Source organism: Microcoleus sp. Aus8_D2 (genome assembly GCF_036702665.1).
Lineage (GTDB): Bacteria > Cyanobacteriota > Cyanobacteriia > Cyanobacteriales > Microcoleaceae > Microcoleus.
Map to the genome: position 1 here is coordinate 26,921 of NZ_JAUBUN010000053.1, position 19,147 is coordinate 46,067.

The following is a 19,147-nucleotide window of genomic DNA, read 5'->3' on the forward strand; positions in this document are numbered from 1 at the left end:
AAAAAACCCGGTTTCTGGCCGCCTGTACTGGATTTAAGGGCTGCGACTCTGAGAAACCGGGTTTTTTGCCGAATCTGTCGGGCCAAACCCAGATTTTCGCGAAAAAACCCGGTTTCTGGCCGCCTGTACTGGATTTAAGGGCTGCGACTCTGAGAAACCGGGTTTTTTGCCGAATCTGCGGGTTCAAACGCATATTTTCGCGAAAAACCCGGTTTCTGACCCCCTGTACTGGATTTAAGCACTGCGACTCTGAGAAACCGGGTTTTTGGCCGAATCTGTCGGCCCAAACCCATATTTTCGCGAAAAAACCCGGTTTCTGGCCCCCTGTACTGGATTTAAGGGCTGCGACTCTGAGAAACCGGGTTTTTTTCCGAATCTGCGGGTTCAAACGCATATTTTCGCGAAAAACCCGGTTTCTGGCCGATCGCGAAAATACGACACCCCAAAGAAGCCCTTCCCCCCTTCTCCCTCTCTTCCTTCGCGCATGAAAGCGTCTTCGCGGTTCAATCCTCCTCATCCCCAGTTCCCCGCGCATCTCCCAGCCATTACAATAAATTCAGGAAAAAATCTTTACAAATAAGAACTCATGCAGCTCAAGTCCACAACCCGCCATATTCGCATATACACCGCCATCCTCGAAGACAACGAACTCGTACCCAGCAACGACCTTTTGACGATCGACATTGACCCCGACAACGAACTCAACTGGAACGACGAATCAGTCAAACAGGTATATGCCAAATTTGACCAACTCGTAGACTCCTACGAGGGCGAAGACTTGACGGAATACAACCTCCGCCGCATCGGTTCGGAATTGGAACACTTAGTGCGATCGTTCTTACAGAAAGGTCAAATCAGCTACAACCTCAACAGCCGCGCTGTCAACTACAGCATGGGACTTCCCCAAGTTGATGCCAAAATTCACCTGTAAGGGGAGAGGGGAAGAGGGGGAGAGTGGCCCAGAGGGAGAAAAAATCTTCCTTCATAGTTCATCCTTCTTCCTTTTTGCCTCATCCTTCTTCCTTCTTCCTTCTTCCTTCTTGCTTCTTGCTTCTTCCTCACTCCCCCTCGTTTGTGCGTCTTTCGGGCCATCCTGGGGATCGATCCCATAATTGGGATCGCGATCGCGCTGCAAAAACTGTTTTACCGCAACTTGGCGGTTGGTCATAAACTGACCCCAAGCGCCCGGAAACAGCCCATCCAAGGTTTCTACCAGCGCCCAAACCTCAAGATTCATCACTTGGTAATAAAAACCGTGAGAATGCTTAATCTTAGTCAGCATTTCGTCTACCTCCACTGGAGCCAGCAGCTTCGGAGCGGGCAAATTCTCGGGAAAGGCGCTTGATTCATGTGGGGGCATGGTTAAAAACTCAACAGCTTGCAGATGCCGATCGGTCAATTTGAGATTTGAGATTTGAGATTTTAGACTTTAGATTTTAGATGGATTCCACAGATGAATCTGGGGGCTTGAACTAATATCTAATTTTTGGGGTTGCTCAGGACTCCTGTCGGGAGCTTGTATCCGTATGCGGGTAAGGTTAAATTTAACTTTACTTGCCTTGCCTCAGGCGCGAGCCACGGATCGCCCGATCGACCAAACCGAGAATTGATATTTATTTATACCTGTCGGCTCAGGTGATTTCTACGTACCTGCATCGTAGCATTAGAGTCAGTCTCAAATCTCTATTCGCGCTCAGGGCTGCGATTGCTTGGGAAATTGGCACTCTCTGGAATGCGATCGAAACAGCCTGCTTTCAAGCCTCCTGACGATAGGCCCCGCAAGAGAAAGCGTCCATCCGTGAAACCTGATACCAAAATTTATCGGGGCGCCAACAAAATGGTAGACTGTTTTTGTCAGTACAAGACATGAAAACCTACCCCTAGACTGGGGGAAAGTCACGCCTAAAACATTGTCAGGAGATATGACTGCGCACATAAAAGTGCAAACGTGGTGAGCCTGGGAACCTGAAAAATCAGGATATTAGGACTGTAAAGTCTTATGAATCCCCGTGTGCTGAGAAAGCGGGGGTGTACAATAATCGCCACGTATCAACCCGTCGAGGTTCAAGCGCTAAAATAGTTCAGATCAGCACGGCCCAAAGGCGTCAGGAACCAAACATGCAAAACTATGTGCCAAAACACTACTTGTGGGCTGTAGGTGAAGGGATCAAAGCGTGTAAACCGGGTGATCTGATTGCGGGTCGCTATTTGGTCAAGCGCGATCGACTTCTTGTCGATACTCAACCAGAACAGTTGCCGGAACTGCCCGAAGAGATTCCGAGTGCGATCGTTCCTTATCTGAGACTGTTTGCCTATCAGTTGCACGTACCTCAAGTATACGGGCTGGTATCGTCCCAGATCAGCAAGCTCTCGGGAGATATCTGGCTCCTGGAAAACACGCCTATTTTGAAGGTGACGGAATCTTTAATGCCGGAATTGGCAGACTCCTGGAAAGGGGCCGCCGCGATGCGACAGCTCAATTGGCTGTGGCAAATTGCCCAAATTTGGCAGCCGTTTATCGCTCAGGGCGTGGCTTCGACGCTGCTGACTCCGGAACTGCTGCGGGTGGAGGGCCAATTGGTGCGCTTTCTGGAATTGCAGCCCGATCGCAAACCGCCTAGTTTGTCCCAATTGGGCAAATTGTGGCAGCAGTGGCTCGAAGATGCTCACCCGGCGATTGCCAATTTTTTGCGGCAACTTTGCCAGCAAATGGTGGCCGGTCAAGTGCGCCACGGCGAACAACTAATGGGCCAGTTGGATAAAGCTCTGGCAAAATGCGGCCGATTTTACGATCGTCATGTTGAAATTGCCACGGGCACGGATGTCGGTAGAGCACGCGCTCACAACGAAGATGCCTGCTATCCGCCGGGGGGTACGGTGTTCACCGGACTGCCGGGATCGTCCGCGATCGCGATCGTCTGCGACGGTATCGGCGGACAAGACGGCGGCGAAGTGGCTTCGGAATTGGCGATTGAGGTGCTGCGGGAAAAGTTGCAGCAAATGGTGCTGCACAGGGATATTTACGAGCCGCTGAGCCTGACTTCCAAGTTGGAACGGGCCGCTTGTGCTGCTAACGACAAAATAGCCGGTCGCAACGACATCGAACACCGCCAAGGCCGCCAACGCATGGGAACTACCCTAGTGATGGCTTTAGCCCACATTCACGAGCTCTATGTCGCCCACGTCGGAGACAGTCGCGCTTACTGGATTACCCGCACCGGCTGCTATCAAGTTACTCTCGATGACGATGTGGCTTGCCGCGAGGTGCGTTTGGGCTATTCCCTCTACCGGGATGCTTTGGAACAAGTGGCCGCTGGAGCTCTGATTCAAGCTTTGGGCATTACTTCTTCCAACACTCTGCACCCGACTGTGCAGCGTTTTCCGGTGGATGAGGATTGCGTTTTGCTGCTGTGTTCCGATGGTTTGAGCGATAAAGACCGGGTTGAGGAATGTTGGGAAGCGGAGATTTTGCCGATTCTCGACGGTAGCATTAGTGTGGCGAAGGCGCGCGATCGGCTGATCGAGATTGCTAATACTAGAAACGGTCACGATAACGTCACTGTTGCTTTAATTCACTGTCAAGCACATTTGAGGGAAGATGGCAATACTTTCACAGAATTGTCGATCGCACCTTTAGATTTGCCGATCGAACTAATTGCCGACAGTGAGGATATGCCAACCGATTTGACGGATAGCACCAGCCCTAATTCTCAAGTGAGAACGCAGTTGGTATGGCTGCCAGACAAAAGCAAAAGTCTATTTTCGCTGCTGGTTAAAATTGTATTTTTGTTGGGTTTGGGAGGTGTATTTGCTTATTTTTTCATTCCTCCGGTGGGTCGGGCGATCGATACTGCCGGGGAGTCGATTTTCGGGAAACGCGGTTTAATTAATCCTAGAAACGGGCCGGAGAAAACTGTTGAATCGGTACCTTCTCCGGTCAAGTCTTTAGAAAAAGGCTCGTTTATAGAGATTAAAAGTTCTGCGGCTGGGGAATTGGGCGCCTTGGGCGATCGCTTGGATTTGCGAGTCGCAATCGGTGAGTTGACTGTCAAAGGAACAGTCCCTGCAGGCAGCGTTTTGCAGGTGACAAACAAACAGCTTACGCCTCAAGGCAATTGGCTGGAATTGAAAGTTTGTTCGATTCCTGAAATAACGCGATCGAACTCTCCAAAACCCAAGTCAAATAAAGATTTTTTGACTGTTTCAAAACCAGCAGTCAGTCCATCTCCGGCCTCTGCAAGTCCCTCGCCTTCTGGCGCCTCTGCAAGTCCCTCGCCTTCTGGCGCCTCGGCAAGTCCCTCGCCTTCTCCCCCTGTTAAGCCAACAGTGGCAGTAGAAAGCGCCAAGCTGCAAGCGGGGGAAATCGGATGGATTCAAGAACAGGATGCTGTTTCTAAGGTAGCTTCCAACCCGACTCCTAGCCCTGATCAACAAGGGAAATGCGCTGTTGGTTCTAACTCAAATCCCAATGCTAATTAATTGTCATTATTCATCGGTCATTAGTCCTTAGTTATACCAAGTCCGGTTAATTACTCGCAATCAACGGTGTTTGTACTGAGGATTGAAGTCCGAGGGAGTTTTATGAGAACTTGTATTCGTCACTACCAACTAATAACAATTATGAAAAGTATTGATACATATAGATTGTACGCGAGCATTTGTAGGGAAACGGCATTGCCGTGTCCGGCCCCAAGAGCTGCGACTTTTAATAATTGGTATAAAAATCAGTAGTTATATCATGTCCGGTCGATCGCCATAACAAAAACGGTTCGATCGCGCGTGCGCCCGAAAGTCCGCAGCCGGAGCGCGCCCGAAAGTCCGCACTACAAACCAATCTTATTGTGGTCAATCCACCGGACATGATATTATAGGGTGCGTGAGACTGACAAATCTTTAAATCATATTATCAGACTATTTACACTCACGCACTTTTGTTAGCGATCGCATAATACCGACGCAAACGAAAATGATATCCGCCCTTTAAGACGAGAGAGAACTGAAGTCCTCACTACAAACTTAACTAGAAATTTTTAACCGCACTTGATATCTTTATCTTAGGGCAATTTCTTAGATACTTCTGCAAGTTTAGTCACCATTTGGGATACGGCTTTGTCAACTGCTGCGCTCAAAAGTCCATCTTCATTGCTACTGCCGGAATTGCCGCCAATACCTCTGACAGAAAAATTGGAATCGCTTTGATCGGCTTCTCCTACTGCTTTGGCGGTAGCAAGAATGTCTCCCGAAGCTGTTCCGATTAACCGCACGTCTATTTGCACGGTTGCTTTGGTTTTTTGGGAACCGCCACCGATTCCCATGAAACTGCCGCCGCCGGATTGTTTGTCGATATTAAACTTGGTAATGGTGCCGATGAGTACGGCGTCAACTCCTAGTTTTTTGCCAATTTCGGCTGCGGTGCCGGCATCCATTGTACCTGTGCGATTTTCTTGTTTGAGCACTTGTTCGAGTTTGCTGCGATCGACTACTGTATAAGTGCCATTGTTGACGAGTTCGTTGATGAGGAGTTCGCTGATCCCTTTCGCAGCGCCGACTCCTCTGTAGGAAGTGTAGTAGCTGTTGGTGGTGCTGTAGTCGAAGTCCATGACGACGAGGCGCTTTTTGGCGGTAGCTTGGGCGAGTTGGGTTGTCGGTTGGGTGGTGGCTGGTGTGGCGATCGCATTGACTGAGACGCCTGCTAGCATTAGCGTAGCTAGGGAAATGCTGGTTAAGCGAGATCTGGTGGTTGTTTTCATAAATTTTTCCTCACAGTTGTTTTGTGCCGACTCTAGGATACTTCACGGAACCGCCGGATGTCAGGGTTGGGGGTGAGGGAGTGGGAATGTGGGAATGTGGGAATGGGCGATCGGGTTTTAGTGTTTTTTCAATGCGACAATTCTAATTTTTTTTGTTAACAGCAGAAGATGTAGGGGAAAAAATAAAAACAGGAAGAGTTTAATCCAATACGGTTCAGTTAAGGCTCAAATAGTGTAAACTAGGTATTATAGTCTTTCTCAGTAATATGAGGTACAATAACAGCAGTGGCATAGGCCAGTTCCAAAGATTTTCCAATCAAACTTGACAATCATGCAAACTCTATCGCCTTTCCTAATTCTTGATAATTAGTTGTCTTGATAGAACGGAGAATGATTTTAAGTTTTGACCGTAAATTATCAATTGGTGATAAATCCGGTGAAGAGAGCGAGCAGTAATATTAATTTTGCCCCTTGATTTTTTTTAATTGCTTTTTCTACGTTTTTCCCCATGTGTATAATACAATTGTCCATCACTACACAAACACATTTCCCTATTTTAGGTACTAAATTTGGATGATGAAAGCCTCAAATTAAATTGCGTCATTGACGCCTATCAAATTAACTGATGTTAGGACTTTATTGACCGAGATAGATCCAATTATTGAAACCTTTTTTCCACGTTTATTCGGTTTTTCCCCCAGGCTATTGAACCTTTTAAAGACCGAGCATATAACCTAATCATTGCTAAATTAACTCCTGACTCATCAATGAATATTAAGTTTTATAAAGTGATGGAACGGATTTTCTACCAGAACTCATATAGCAGGCTTAGGAATGAAAATTAAATAACTTAAGCAATTTGCTTGTTACTTTCGCTCTGCCTGGTAACGCAGATCTTGAGGAAGATCCTCATTTTATCTCGCACCTTATAGTAAAAAGGATTATAGGACAATACGGTTCACTTAAGATGGTCCTTCGAGAGGAACGAAGCAAACAAGAGTGTCTATTTCTCATCGGTTTTCCCTGTTGTTATTTCTTAAGTGAACCCTATTGGATTATAGGAGGTGTTTAAGCTATTAAAATTTCGTTCCTTAGAACCCTATCACTGCCTTTGCCAGAACGGAAGAGTGTTTTTTTTAAAAGTCATAATAAGAGAGTTTTGTCATTCTTCCTATTGTTGCTCTACTGATGGCAACACCAAATTTTTGAAGCGAGTAAATAACGGAGATATTCGAGACTTGCATCATTATTTGCTTCAATCAATTCCCCTAATACGAGCAGCGTGGATTGAGTTTAAATTTGAATCCACATCGATAAGTGTGAGGAGCAATATGCAAGGGTCTGACAATACTGTTTAAGCAATTTTTGGACGCAGCTCGGTAGCTCCACAAAAAGGGTTAGCTATTGCTTTTTGTGAAAAGGGCTTATTGTGGTAAATATTAATAATTTATGTCTGAAATCAATAGAATAAGCTTTCATTTTTAGTAATTTATGATGTTCTCTACAATCAAACAAACGTGCTGTGAATCGAGACCTCGCCGTGAGTTAAGCGCTCTGCTCATGGCGAGGCTTCGACTCTTCAGGCGAGGCGGTGACTCCTGATATAATTATAGTTCATTTTATCTTCTGTTCTATATCTTACCGTTATGAGTGAGTCAGCGATATAATACCTCATCTTTCTGAGAAAGGCTATATTTATAGAACTTATGCATCAATCTCGTCAGGCCGCCCTCCGGGCGGTATCAGCACCACCCACAGGGTGACATTACGGCGTTGTTTACTATGCAACGCCGGATCACTGGTTTAACTTTGCGATCGTCACTTCCGCTGGCAGTATAATAGTAAAAGTAGATCCTTTACCAACCTCGCTTTCAACGAAGGTATCTCCACCCATAATCTGAGACAACTTTCTAGTAATTGCTAACCCTAATCCTGTACCCCCATACTCTCGTGTAGTTGAAGAATCAGCCTGGGTGAATGGTTGGAACAGTTTTTCCATTCGTTCGGGAGCTATGCCAATGCCAGTATCACTTACCTTAAATAAAATGTAGGGAATGGCTGATTGTTGTTGTTCCACATCGGCCATTCCAGATTTCCTATATTTTTTTTCTACATTAATAGTAATTTTGCCTTGCTTGGTAAATTTGCTGGCGTTACTAAGCAGATTAAATAAGCTCTGACGTACCTTAGTTAAGTCGGTTTTCATATATCCCAAATGGTCGGCACAGTTAACTACCAAGACATTAGCATTCTTCTCCACCAGTGGCCGAATCATCATTATGACTTCCTTAATCAACTCTGAGATATCAACGGTTTCCAAGTAAAGTTCAATCTTGCCAGATTCAATCTTGGACAAGTCAAGGATGTCGTTAATTAGTCCAAGTAAATGTCGGCCTGCACCGTGAATTCTTTTTAGGTCGGGGATCAAGCTTTCTTGATCTAAATCTTTTGCATCTTCTTGCAACATCTCGCTATAGCCAATAATCGCATTGAGGGGGGTGCGGAGTTCGTGGCTCATGTTAGCGAGAAACTGGCTTTTGGCAATGTTGGCTGCTTCGGCGGCTTCCTTAGCTGCTAATAATTCCACAGTCCGTAATTCGACTTTTTCTTCGAGTAGTTGCTTCTGCTGTTCTAGTTTTATAGTTAAGTTATATAACTTTAAATGAATTTTAATTCTCGCTAAAACTTCTTCACTTTGGAATGGTTTAGAAATATAATCTACTGCTCCTACAGATAATCCATTTACCTTATTATTTGAGTCAGATAAAGCGGTTAAAAAAATAATCGGAATTTCGCAGGTTAAGGGATTAAATTTCAATCGTCGGCAAGTCTCAAATCCATCAATACCTGGCATCATTATATCTAATAAAATTAGTTCAGGCTGATGATATTCTACTTGCTCAATCGCAGTTTCACCATCAAGAGCAACAGAAACTTGATAACCAACATCTGTCAATATATGGGCGAGAACTTCTAGGTTATTGGGATTATCATCTACAATCAAAATAGATTGATAGTCGGAATTTTTAGTCATAACTTACTGCGGATTGAATACATAAATTTGCTTTTTTTTGCACTAGGGACTTTCTAGGTGTTTTTCTATGTAAGTTCGCACCTGTTTAAGCTTGAAAGCTTTAGCGAATTCGCGAAGATATTGAACAAAAGGGATAAACTTATTGTCTATTTGTTCAATTCTTGTCAATTCTTGCAGTAAATCGTTAATCAATCCCTTACGACTAAGATTATATAAGATGAGCAAGTCTTCATTCGATGGTGCTACAATTTCAACAACTTTTTTGGTCAATTCTTGTTTGCTTTCCGGTTGTAATTTATCTTCATAGATCCACTCTAATTTCAGGAGAGATTTTATCGCATCTAACAGGCTATCAGCTTGGACAGGTTTGGACAAAAATTCATTAGCTCCCATATCGATACTTTTTTGCCGATCTGACTCAAATACACTGGCTGAAGACACAATCACCGATAAATTAGTAAATGATGCTGATTGTCGCAAATATTTAACCATTTCATGGCCATCCATAATCGGCATAGCAATATCAGCGATCACTAGATTGGGTTGAACTTCAGCAATTTTATCAAGCCCTTCTTGACCATTTTCAGCTTCAAAAAGTATAAATCCAATAGGGGTGAGCAAATTGACAATAACAGAACGGTTTTCCCAACGGTCATCTACTACTAGAACTTTGGGCGGCTCGCCCTTGAAACCAGCAATAATGCGCTGCTGAGAACTTTTAGTATTTTTTGCCCATTCTTTAGCTTCGGGGAAATCTATATCAAACCAGAAAACACTACCTTTACCTAATTCACTTTCAACTTCCAAGGTACTGCCCATCAGCTCAACAATGTTTTTGCTGATAGCTAATCCTAGTCCACTACCTTCTGATTGCTTCTTCATATTACCAGACTGTTCAAAGGGCAAAAAGATATTTTTAACGTGATCGCTAGATATCCCAATACCAGTATCTTCAACTTTAAATCTAATTCGATATAAAGGTACTTCCAGAGCCGCACCTTCCACTCTTTGGGAGATAATTATAAATTTCACCCCACCTTTTTCAGTAAACTTAATAGCATTGCCTAATAAGTTAATCAATACCTGCCGCAATCGTTTTTCATCCGCAGAGATGCCAACTGGTAGTTGACCTTCGATGGTATAGATAAAATCAATTCCCTTTTGTTCTGCCTTGATGCGACAAATTTCAACAACTGCTTGCAGAAAAGCGGGAAAATGAAAATCCCTCGCATATATTTCCATTTTATGTGCCTCGATTTTTGAAAAATCAAGGATATCGTTAATCAGAGTCAGTAGATGTGAACCACATTGATTAATAATATTGATCCCTTTTTGATCTGACTCAACTATGTGTTTCGACCGCTGAAGAATTTGGGCATATCCTAAGATACCATTGAGAGGTGTCCGCAGTTCGTGGCTCATATTCGCCAGAAACTCGCTCTTAGCACGGTTAGCAGTATCGGCAACTTCTTTCGCTTGTTTAAGCTCTACAGTTCTGTCTTCAACTCGCACTTCCAATTCCTCATTAGTTCTAGCAAGCGCTGCAAAAGATTCGCGCACTTGCTGAGCCATTTTGTTAAATAAATATCCCAAACGGCCCAATTCATTTGGGCGGTTCACATTAACTTGAATATCAAGATTCCCCGCAGCAATACTCTCAGTTGCGGCCATTAATTTATTGAGGGGTCTAGAAATTTCGCGCTGTAAGATTAAGAATACAATAATAATTTCTATCAGTAATGCACTTAGTCCTAGCAGGAGAATCAGGCGAGCAGTAGTAATGGCTTCTTGGGTCAGTAAAGATTTGGGGAAAACTGTGACTAAGTACCAATTTGGCTCATCAATTCTAGTAACGCCCAAGTATTCATCATAGTCAGGATTGTCAATAATTATATTTTCCTGTTTATGAGTCGTGACTAATTCATAAATTCGCCGTAGATGAGAATCTCCTGATTGGGCGATGGAGAACTGTCCATTTCCCTTTTGAATACTTTGCATGAGTTCTGGGTGAGCTACTAACCGCCCATCGGCTCGAAAAATCATGTTGTATGTGCCTTTGAGTCCATCATTAATTGTCCGCTTCTGCAAATCATCTATTAAAATATCATGTCCGAGTGTAGCAATATGCTTGCCATTTACATCTAATGGTGTCACACAAGATGCCATCCAAGCCATAGCTACTTGGTCATAATAAATGCCTGTCCAGACTGTTTTGCGTTCGGGATCGTAGATTTCTCTGGTAATTTGGAATGACTCATCATCTGTGACGCGGAACGATTCACTAGAAGGTGCTTTTAGCGACCAGGGATACTGGTGCATATACATAATCATGCCATTCTCTGGAATTTGCGTATAGGTGTTGGCAAAGCGATTGCGCCATGCTGGGCCATAAGCATTGATTGTTTTATAAAATGCGACTATTCGCCGCTGCATTTCAGTGTCAATATTGACATTTTTGCCTAGAAATAAGCCCCCAGTTTTGTCAATTTGAAACAGTTCGGGACGATTGCGAACTGAGCCATCTGGATATCTGACAAAGTTTCGATCGAATTCTGCTTTGGGATCGCGATCTCCTTCTGCTTTGAGTTGCTCTAATAAAGCCTGTTTTAGCAACTTGTGGTTATCTTCAGCTAAGGTGAATATTGATCTTTCGCGTTCAGATCGTAATTTTATGTATTGCTCCAATTGGGTTAATGAATTAGCAGTAATCCGGGAAATAATTTGAAAATAACTAATAGCAGTTGAGGCGACAATAACCATGCCCATGCTGAAAGCTATCTTCAAGAGCGTTTGTTTCGTCAGGGATTCTTTTGGTTTATTTGGATTGTTACGAACACTTTCGATGATAGCTCCAGACAATTTTAAGTTTTCGAGCAAATTTCTATTCATTTCAGTATCCTACAGGTTAAGAGGATCTTAAATTAGGCTAGACGAATCGCAGATTATTTTTCCAGCCTAGCTGTTTTTCACATATCATATGTAAACGGCATTTGTCAAGTAAATTTCCTGGCAAATTAGATGCTTTTACCCTGTTACGGTCTGTCGGCAGATCGTCGCTAAGGATAATTTTAATCCAACTCTGCTTAGAATTTCAAGTCCTCACGCTATATTATAGGTTTTGAGTAAAATGAGGTACAGACAGATGGTGTGGGTTAAAGGCTTACCGGAGCGAACTTTACCTCAGAAGATAGAGAACCCCGATATATAAGTTAACTCAGTATTCTATTACAGAAAACCTTGACGACGGAAATAGGATAAATAAGCATTTAATACTGAATAATTAATTGGAGGACAAATAATATCGGTACCCGCTAGTGCATCCTGAGTGTTGCGGTCATCAAACTTTTGAGAGACAAAGGATGTTGTCTCAATAAAAGTTTTTTGGCTATGATATAATTTTTTGACAAATAGAGAAGCCATCGGAGTTAAAGCATTCTCTGGAGACATATTGAGTAGTTTTGCCTGCCACTGCGGGTAAGGAATAGAAGCGACAGCATAACCAAGGGCGTTAATATTGAAGACAAGTTGGTTCATAGGTAATACATGGGAACTTAATACATGAAATGTCTTGTTAATAGACTCTGGTTGATCCGATAAATACCGAATAGCCTGAACTATATAATCTACAGGAGCGAGATTCATATTCATATCTAATTCCGGCCCATAGCCTAATTGAATCAAGCCCTTGACGATCAGACAGATCATATTACTGAGTTGAAAAACGCCTGTTTGACTATGACCTGTCACCATTCCTAAGCGATAAATAGAAACTGGTAAACCGCGCTCGCGGGCAGCCATAACTAATTTTTCAGCAGCCCATTTACTTTGAGCATAACCATCAGAATATCCTTCAGAACTTAGTAAATCGTCTGTTTCGGCAATGAATTTCATGCCATCATAGTTCGAGGATTGAAAGACATCCAGAGTAGAAATATAGTGGACTGGTGTAATTTTTTTCAGAGTGGCTAGGCGCAATATCTCCTTTGTGCCGCCCACATTTACATCCCGTAAAGCAGTGTATGGATAAACTAAATTGACATAAGCACCACAGTGATAAATGACATCAATTACCTCTGCTAATTCGCTAAATTGTGATGCCGACAGTCCCAATAATGGCTTTGATAAATCTCCCATTATGGGAATCATTCTATCACTAAATGCTGGTTGCCAAATTTCGTAATTTTGCAGAGTGCTACGCAGTCGAGAGGTAGAGGATTCTAAATTATCAGCACGAACTAAACAGTAAATAGTCGCTTGGGGATTATGCAGCAACAATTCATGCAGTAGAAAAGCACCAACAAAACCCGTTGCACCTGTCAAGAAAATGTGCTGAGGCTTAAGCCTGGTAATTGTCAGTGGGCGAATTGTTTCATCTAAGACTGCATCAGCGGATAAATCAGCAATGTTTGTTTCAAAAATAGCCGTAGACCCCGAAGACTGCACAGCCTCAATGACTTCAGCTAATCCAGCAATTGTCGGAGATTTGAACAAGCAATCTAAAGACAATTGCACTGGGAAAGTTTGGGATACCCGATTTAGTAATAAGGCTGTGCGTAATGAATTTCCGCCTGACTCAAAGAAGTTTTGATGGATGCCAATTTCAACCCCTAAAACTGAAGTCCAAATCTCAGCCAATTTTTTCTCTATTTCCGTGCGTGGAGAAACAAATTCTTCAACAGAATCAAGAGTTGGTGTAGGTAGTGCCTCTCGATCTACTTTACAATTAGGTGTTAATGGCAAAGTATCCATAAACACCACCATTGCCGGCACCATGTAGTCAGGCAATTTTTCTTTTAGCGATGATCGGAACTCTGCTGAACTCAGCTTTAAGGCTTGTGAATTCAACACCACATAAGCCACTAAGTAACCGTCTCCATGAGTATCATTTCTCACAACTAATACGACATCTTCCACCGCAGAATTCTCTAAACAGGCGGCTTCAATATCTCTTAATTCAATCCGGTATCCCCGAATTTTTACTTGGTAATCACTGCGTCCAATAATCGCAATATTACCGTCTGGTAGATAACGAGCTAAGTCACCTGTTTTATAGAGACGAGCGCCCGGTTCATTGCTCAACGGATTCTTAAAAAACCTTTCCTCATTTATCTCTGGACGGTTAAGATAACCTCTCGCTATTCCCATACCACTAATGTATATCTCTCCATCAGCTCCATCAGCAACAGGCTCAAAAAAGTTATTTTTAGAATGGCGTGAATAGTTGAACAGATAAATTTTAGTATTTAAAATGGGGCGACCAATTGGTATGGTTTCCTCACCAGCTTCTACCTGATGAATTGTTGACCAAATAGTTGTCTCTGTCGGGCCGTACATATTCCAAAGAGAAGAACTTCGCTCTAGTAATTGATTGGCTAAGTGTCGATTGAGAGCTTCTCCTCCACAAAGAATTTTTAAATTGCGATCGCCTTGCCAATTAACTGCTAATAGCATTCTCCATGTTGAAGGAGTTGCCTGCATGACTGTAGCGCCCGATTCAGTGATTGTTTTAGATAACTTAATAGGATCGATGGCTACTGCGCGACTAACGATAAAAATGCGAGCACCAACTATCAACGGTAAGAAAAGTTCTAAAACAGCAATATCAAACGAAATAGTAGTTATTGCTAGTAGTACATCTCGATTTGTCACTCCTGGTTTTTGTTTCATTGAGAGCAGAAGATTGACTACAGCACTATGAATAATTTGCACGCCTTTGGGTTTACCAGTCGAACCAGAGGTGTAGATAGTATAGGCTAAATTATCTGGCGTGACTTCGGTATCTAAATTATCTTCGCTGAATTTCTCAATTTCTTGCCAATCTGAGTCTAAACACACAACTCTGATCCCATCTGTTTTAGGTAGGGAACTCAAAAGATGGCTTTGGGTGAGTAGTAGTGGAAGTTGGGAGTCTTCCAACATAAAAGCTAACCGATCAGCGGGATAAGTTGGGTCAAGAGGAACGTAAGCACTGCCGGCTTTTAATACTCCCAAAAGTCCAATCAGCATATTCAGAGATCGCTCAACACATACTCCAATAAGTGTCTCTGGGTTAACGCCTAAAGTTCTCAGATAATGTGCTAATTGATTGGCTTTTTGGTTTAATTCTTGATAAGTTATTTGCTCGGCTTGGCAAGTTGCAGCAATAGCATTTGGTGTTTGCGCTACTTGGGATTCTACTAATTTATGAAGGCAGGAATTCTCGATGCTTTTCATTGCAAACCTTGACAAATAAATTATTACGAACCTAGAGCACGACGATCTGTAAGCTTTCCAGCATTTACTAGGCGGGCATTGCTTGCGCTTTACCATCTTTATTTTGGTCGCAAAGGCGGTAATCAATGACACCAAACTTTCGGTCGTGGAATAGGCTTACATAATTTACTAGACCTAACTATGTTTATCAGGAACAAAAGGAAAATTTAGGTAAATTTATAATTCACACAGTCGCGGAGGCTGATCGGGCTGAAAATATTGATATCTTGTTCGTGTAAGTCCCATGTATGCTATGAGAACAAACGACTGAGACCTGACACCTGACACCTGATACCTAATCAGGGTAAGAGCATCTAATCTGGTATAAGTTGTACTTGACAAAGTATGTTTAAGTATGATATGTGGCCGGTACGAAGATCTAGATTTAGTATAAGTTATACTTGACAAATAATTTCTGAGTATGATATATGAAAAAAAAACAGCTAAGCACTCATAAAAATTCTCTCTTGAATACTAAAATGTCTCAGGGTTTTAAATTTCAACCTGCCGATGCCAAGAAAAGTTATCGATGGTCCTGCATAGTCAGGAAAATGTGTGATAATTTTACTTATTCAATCTACCTTGAGTTTTAGATTATGAAATGTCGAGGGTGCAACTCTCAATATATTGTAAAAAATGGTCACACTCACTCCGGCTATCCAAAATTTTAAATGTCGAGATTGTGTCAGACAATTTGTCATGGCTCCCAGACATCAACCGATGGACGCAGCAACAAGAGAGTTAATAGATCGGCTTTAGAAAGAAAAGATATATGCAGGCTGGAATTGTGAGAGCTACAGGAGTCTCTGAAAGGTGGTGAAAAATTAGGAGCAGTAAGCGAGAGAAGTAGAAGTGAAGTAAAAAAAGAAGGGGAAGCTAACAATTCAATGTGATGAGATGTGGTCATTTGTAGGTGAGCAGGGTACTAAGCAGTGTCTGGGAGCCATTGATGCGTTAACTTCATAAATTGTAGGAGTATATATTGGTAAAAGAGATGAACAAGAGTGCGAGCGGATTATGGGAGTCTTTACCACCAGTCGATCGCCAATGTGCTGTGAGTTATACAGACTTTTGGAGTGCTTACGGAACAGTTTTTACTAAAAAAAGACACAAAGCAGTAGGAAAGGATACTTGTCAGACGAACTATATAGAAATATTTAATAATACGATGAGACAAAGAATATCTCTGTTGGTGATAAAAACTATTTTATTATTTGAAAAACTCTCCAATCATCTAGGCAGCTCTTTGGTATTTTATTCATGACTATAACGCCAATTTATCGATACAATTAAACCCTTAATCATGCTTACTATGCAGGACTACCCACGAAAGTTGCCACGACTACATCCACATGGCAAACAAGAGCAAGGCATGAGCCTAGAATATCGGGAGCTGGATGCACGGAAACGGGTACGTCCCTAACTGAGAGGGGCGGGGCATCATAGCCTTCCTCAACTCAACCCTAACCTCCTCTTCCTCCTGTCTTATGGTGCTCTGGCTGCTTAAACACTGTCCGAACTATTGTTAAGCCCCAGCTTCCATAAAACCCATCAACCAATTAGCCATCGTCGCCCTGCGAGTCTGTCTCGGCCCGAATTCCCCAATTTTATAGCCCTTAAATCCCAATTTTTCCTTCAGTAACTGCTTGTTTTCTGGAGGAGTCGATCGCGTCAATTTCACCGTCGCCGGCCTAGAATCAATAAAATCCGGCGGTTCCGGGTAGTCTTGGCGCCACTCGCTAGCAACATCAGAGCTGTTCCACTTACCAGTCTCCGCATCAGGGCGGTAGCCCAGATACAGCCAAACTAGGCGGTTGACAGCAGCATCGTCCATTTCTTCGTTGAGGATAGCCCAAATAGTTTCGTGATTCAGCGGTGGCAGTTCAGACATAATTCGGTTTTTATGATAATTTAAAAAAAGTTGGATTTAGTTGATTCTAGATTTTCACCTGAGTTGCTCAGAACTTATACCATTTCTCAAAATTTTTGCGACAAAAGAAGTGTTGGATTTGTTGACACGGGCGAGAGTTGGTCAGGTGCGTCGCTCGCTCGATTGTCGATCTTTTTTAGGGATTTTCGACGTATCCGCACCCTACAGCTACTATTGCATGACTTTTGATAATTGGTATTAGATAAAAAGTGATTTAACGCGGGAATTATCGCCGTAAGGTGCGCACGGCGCACCCTACATAATTAGGTTTTGCGATCGCCGATCGTCGGGAATCCTTAGAAACTCTTTACCCGCATCGATACTACTTGCCCAAAAATCCGTCCTTCTCGGCCATCGACAGCATCAAATCAATCACGCGGCAAGAATAACCCCACTCATTGTCATACCACGAAACCACTTTGAAAAACTTAGAATTCAGTTCAATTCCCGCACCTGCATCAAAAATGCTCGATCGGGCATCGCCCTGAAAATCCGTCGAAACCACCGCATCCTCAGTATATCCAAGAATACCTTTGAGTTCACCTTCAGAAGCTTTTTTCATAGCTTCGCAAATTTCTTTATAGCTAGTTTCCTTCCCCGTTTTGAAAGTAAGGTCAACCACAGACACATCTGGAGTCGGCACACGCAAAGCCATACCAGTCAATTTTCCTTTCAATTCCGGCAACACCAAAGTAACAGCTTTCGCCGCACCAGTCGAAGATGGAATAATATTTTGAGCCGCACCGCGTCCTCCCCGCCAATCTTTTTGGCTCGGGCCATCTACAGTAGGTTGAGTAGAAGTCATCGCGTGAACAGTCGTCATCAAACCTTCTTCCAAACCAAAATTATCATTGATAACTTTGGCGATTGGCGCTAAACAATTCGTGGTGCAGCTAGCATTAGAAACAACTGTATCTTTTGCAGGGTCAAATTTGTGGTGGTTGACGCCTACTAGAAAAGTGGGAACTTTTTCCGGGTCTTTTGTCGGTGCTGAAAGTATTACTCGTTTTGCTCCCGCCGTCAAGTGTTTTGATCCGCCTTCAAAATCCGTAAACAATCCGGTAGATTCTACAACATAGTCTGCACCGGCTTTACCCCAAGGTAATTCAGTCGGATTTCTAATCGAAGTACAGGGGATAAAATGTCCGTCAACGACAATCCCGTCTGGTTTCCCTTCTACTTCGCCGTCGTAGATGCCGTGGGTGGAGTCGTATTTGAAAAGATAAGCTAGGTTTTCTGGCGAAACTAAGTCGTTAATCCCCACAAATTCGATGTTGGGGTTTTTGATGCCGGCACGCATGACTAGCCGTCCGATGCGACCAAATCCGTTAATGCCGACTTTTAATGCAGCCATGTTTAAACTCCTATTGAAAATATCGCTAGTCGATCGCGCGATCGCCTGTTGTGGCTTAGAATTTACCACGATTACTGATTTTTGTAACTGATTCTTTTCTATCTCTTAAGAATTCTGTATTCGGCGGCGGCGAAGGACAATTCATCCTGAAATCACCGCAGGCTAAGGGCTGATGCCAGATGGTCGATAATTGTAAAATTGCTATAACAGACACAGATTTTTTTCAAAGTTGCCTCTTAAAAAGCAAGCTAAAGTAATAATACCAATTTGAATAAATCTTGCAGAATCAGCAATTAGAGGTTTTTACCTGTAGGGAAACGGCACTGCCGTGTCCTGCCGGGATTATGACGCGAGGACAGATAATTTATATACGGTTAATAACAGCAGCAACAATGTAGGGAAACGGCACTGCCGTGTCCGGCTGGGACTGTGCCAATGACAGATAATTTATATACGGTTAATAACAGTAGCAACAATTTTTCACGCATAGTATCACAAAAGATTTATGAAAAGCAAAAATGCGCTGGCATTCTCACCAGTGGCGGTAACTGTCGGGGCCTGAAGCCCAGGATTAAAGTCGCAGATACGCGCAAGGACACGGCAATGCCGTGTCCCTACACATATAGCCTACAATCTATAGGTAGCTCTACATTTTCAGAATTGGTACAATCACAAATGACTAATCACTCATCACCAATAACTAATGAGGTTGGAAGTTTGCCAGCGGGTACAGCACTAATGGCTAGTGACTAATGACTAATGACTAATGACCAGCCTTCGGCTTCGCTCTTCGGCTAAAATGACTAATGACCAGCCTTCGGCTTGCT

General features: G+C 43.1%; 11 protein-coding genes and 1 pseudogene. 4 read left to right on the top strand and 8 right to left on the bottom strand.

Translation table 11 applies throughout. From position 1 onward, the window contains the following. The coding region (locus tag QUB64_RS28515) for a hypothetical protein (protein ID WP_333394286.1) at window positions 1-193 on the bottom strand (193 nt) is incomplete at its 3' end. 393 nt (window positions 194-586) lie between these two features. Between QUB64_RS28515 and QUB64_RS28520 the strand changes: the two genes are divergently transcribed. Then, window positions 587-931 (top strand): NAD(P)H-quinone oxidoreductase subunit M, encoded by a 345-nt coding sequence (locus tag QUB64_RS28520; protein WP_293175428.1) that lies wholly within the window; start codon window positions 587-589, stop codon window positions 929-931. Window positions 932-982: 51 nt separating this feature from the next. Here the strand turns inward: QUB64_RS28520 and QUB64_RS28525 are convergent, their stop codons facing one another. Continuing rightward, window positions 983-1,399, bottom strand: coding sequence for a hypothetical protein (locus tag QUB64_RS28525; protein ID WP_333277154.1), 417 nt, complete (start codon window positions 1,397-1,399; stop codon window positions 983-985). Between the two features lie 155 nt (window positions 1,400-1,554). Between QUB64_RS28525 and QUB64_RS28530 the strand changes: the two genes are divergently transcribed. Then, window positions 1,555-1,767: a hypothetical protein gene (locus QUB64_RS28530; protein WP_333277156.1), complete on the top strand. Its 213-nt coding sequence runs from the start codon at window positions 1,555-1,557 to the stop codon at window positions 1,765-1,767. A 363-nt stretch (window positions 1,768-2,130) separates the two neighbouring features. Continuing rightward, a complete protein-coding gene (locus QUB64_RS28535; protein ID WP_333277158.1) occupies window positions 2,131-4,479 on the top strand; it encodes a PP2C family protein-serine/threonine phosphatase in 2,349 nt (782 codons plus the stop codon). A gap of 575 nt (window positions 4,480-5,054) precedes the next feature. On the opposite strand, the gene QUB64_RS28540 is transcribed toward QUB64_RS28535, so the two are convergent. From QUB64_RS28540 to QUB64_RS28555, 4 genes are all read right to left on the bottom strand, one after another. Continuing rightward, complete coding sequence (locus QUB64_RS28540; RefSeq protein WP_333277160.1) at window positions 5,055-5,750, bottom strand: CsgG/HfaB family protein; 696 nt, start codon at window positions 5,748-5,750, stop codon at window positions 5,055-5,057. Between the two features lie 1,795 nt (window positions 5,751-7,545). Next, window positions 7,546-8,784, bottom strand: a complete 1,239-nt coding sequence (locus tag QUB64_RS28545) for an ATP-binding response regulator (RefSeq protein WP_333277162.1) — start codon at window positions 8,782-8,784, stop codon at window positions 7,546-7,548. Window positions 8,785-8,826: 42 nt separating this feature from the next. Continuing rightward, on the bottom strand, window positions 8,827-11,673 hold the full coding sequence (locus QUB64_RS28550; protein ID WP_333277164.1) for a hybrid sensor histidine kinase/response regulator: 2,847 nt from the start codon (window positions 11,671-11,673) through the stop codon (window positions 8,827-8,829). A 336-nt stretch (window positions 11,674-12,009) separates the two neighbouring features. Next, window positions 12,010-14,997, bottom strand: a complete 2,988-nt coding sequence (locus QUB64_RS28555) for a non-ribosomal peptide synthetase family protein (RefSeq protein WP_333277166.1) — start codon at window positions 14,995-14,997, stop codon at window positions 12,010-12,012. Window positions 14,998-15,632: 635 nt separating this feature from the next. Between QUB64_RS28555 and QUB64_RS28560 the strand changes: the two are divergent. After that, window positions 15,633-16,337 (top strand): annotated as a pseudogene (locus QUB64_RS28560) (IS1 family transposase). Between the two features lie 224 nt (window positions 16,338-16,561). Here QUB64_RS28560 and QUB64_RS28565 read toward each other — a convergent pair. Next, the gene (locus tag QUB64_RS28565) at window positions 16,562-16,927 is read right to left on the bottom strand and encodes a DUF1823 family protein (protein WP_333277168.1); all 366 of its coding nucleotides are present in this window, start codon (window positions 16,925-16,927) and stop codon (window positions 16,562-16,564) included. A gap of 361 nt (window positions 16,928-17,288) precedes the next feature. Beyond that, the gene (gap, locus tag QUB64_RS28570) at window positions 17,289-18,320 is read right to left on the bottom strand and encodes a type I glyceraldehyde-3-phosphate dehydrogenase (RefSeq protein WP_333277170.1); all 1,032 of its coding nucleotides are present in this window, start codon (window positions 18,318-18,320) and stop codon (window positions 17,289-17,291) included. Window positions 18,321-19,147 lie beyond the last annotated feature (827 nt).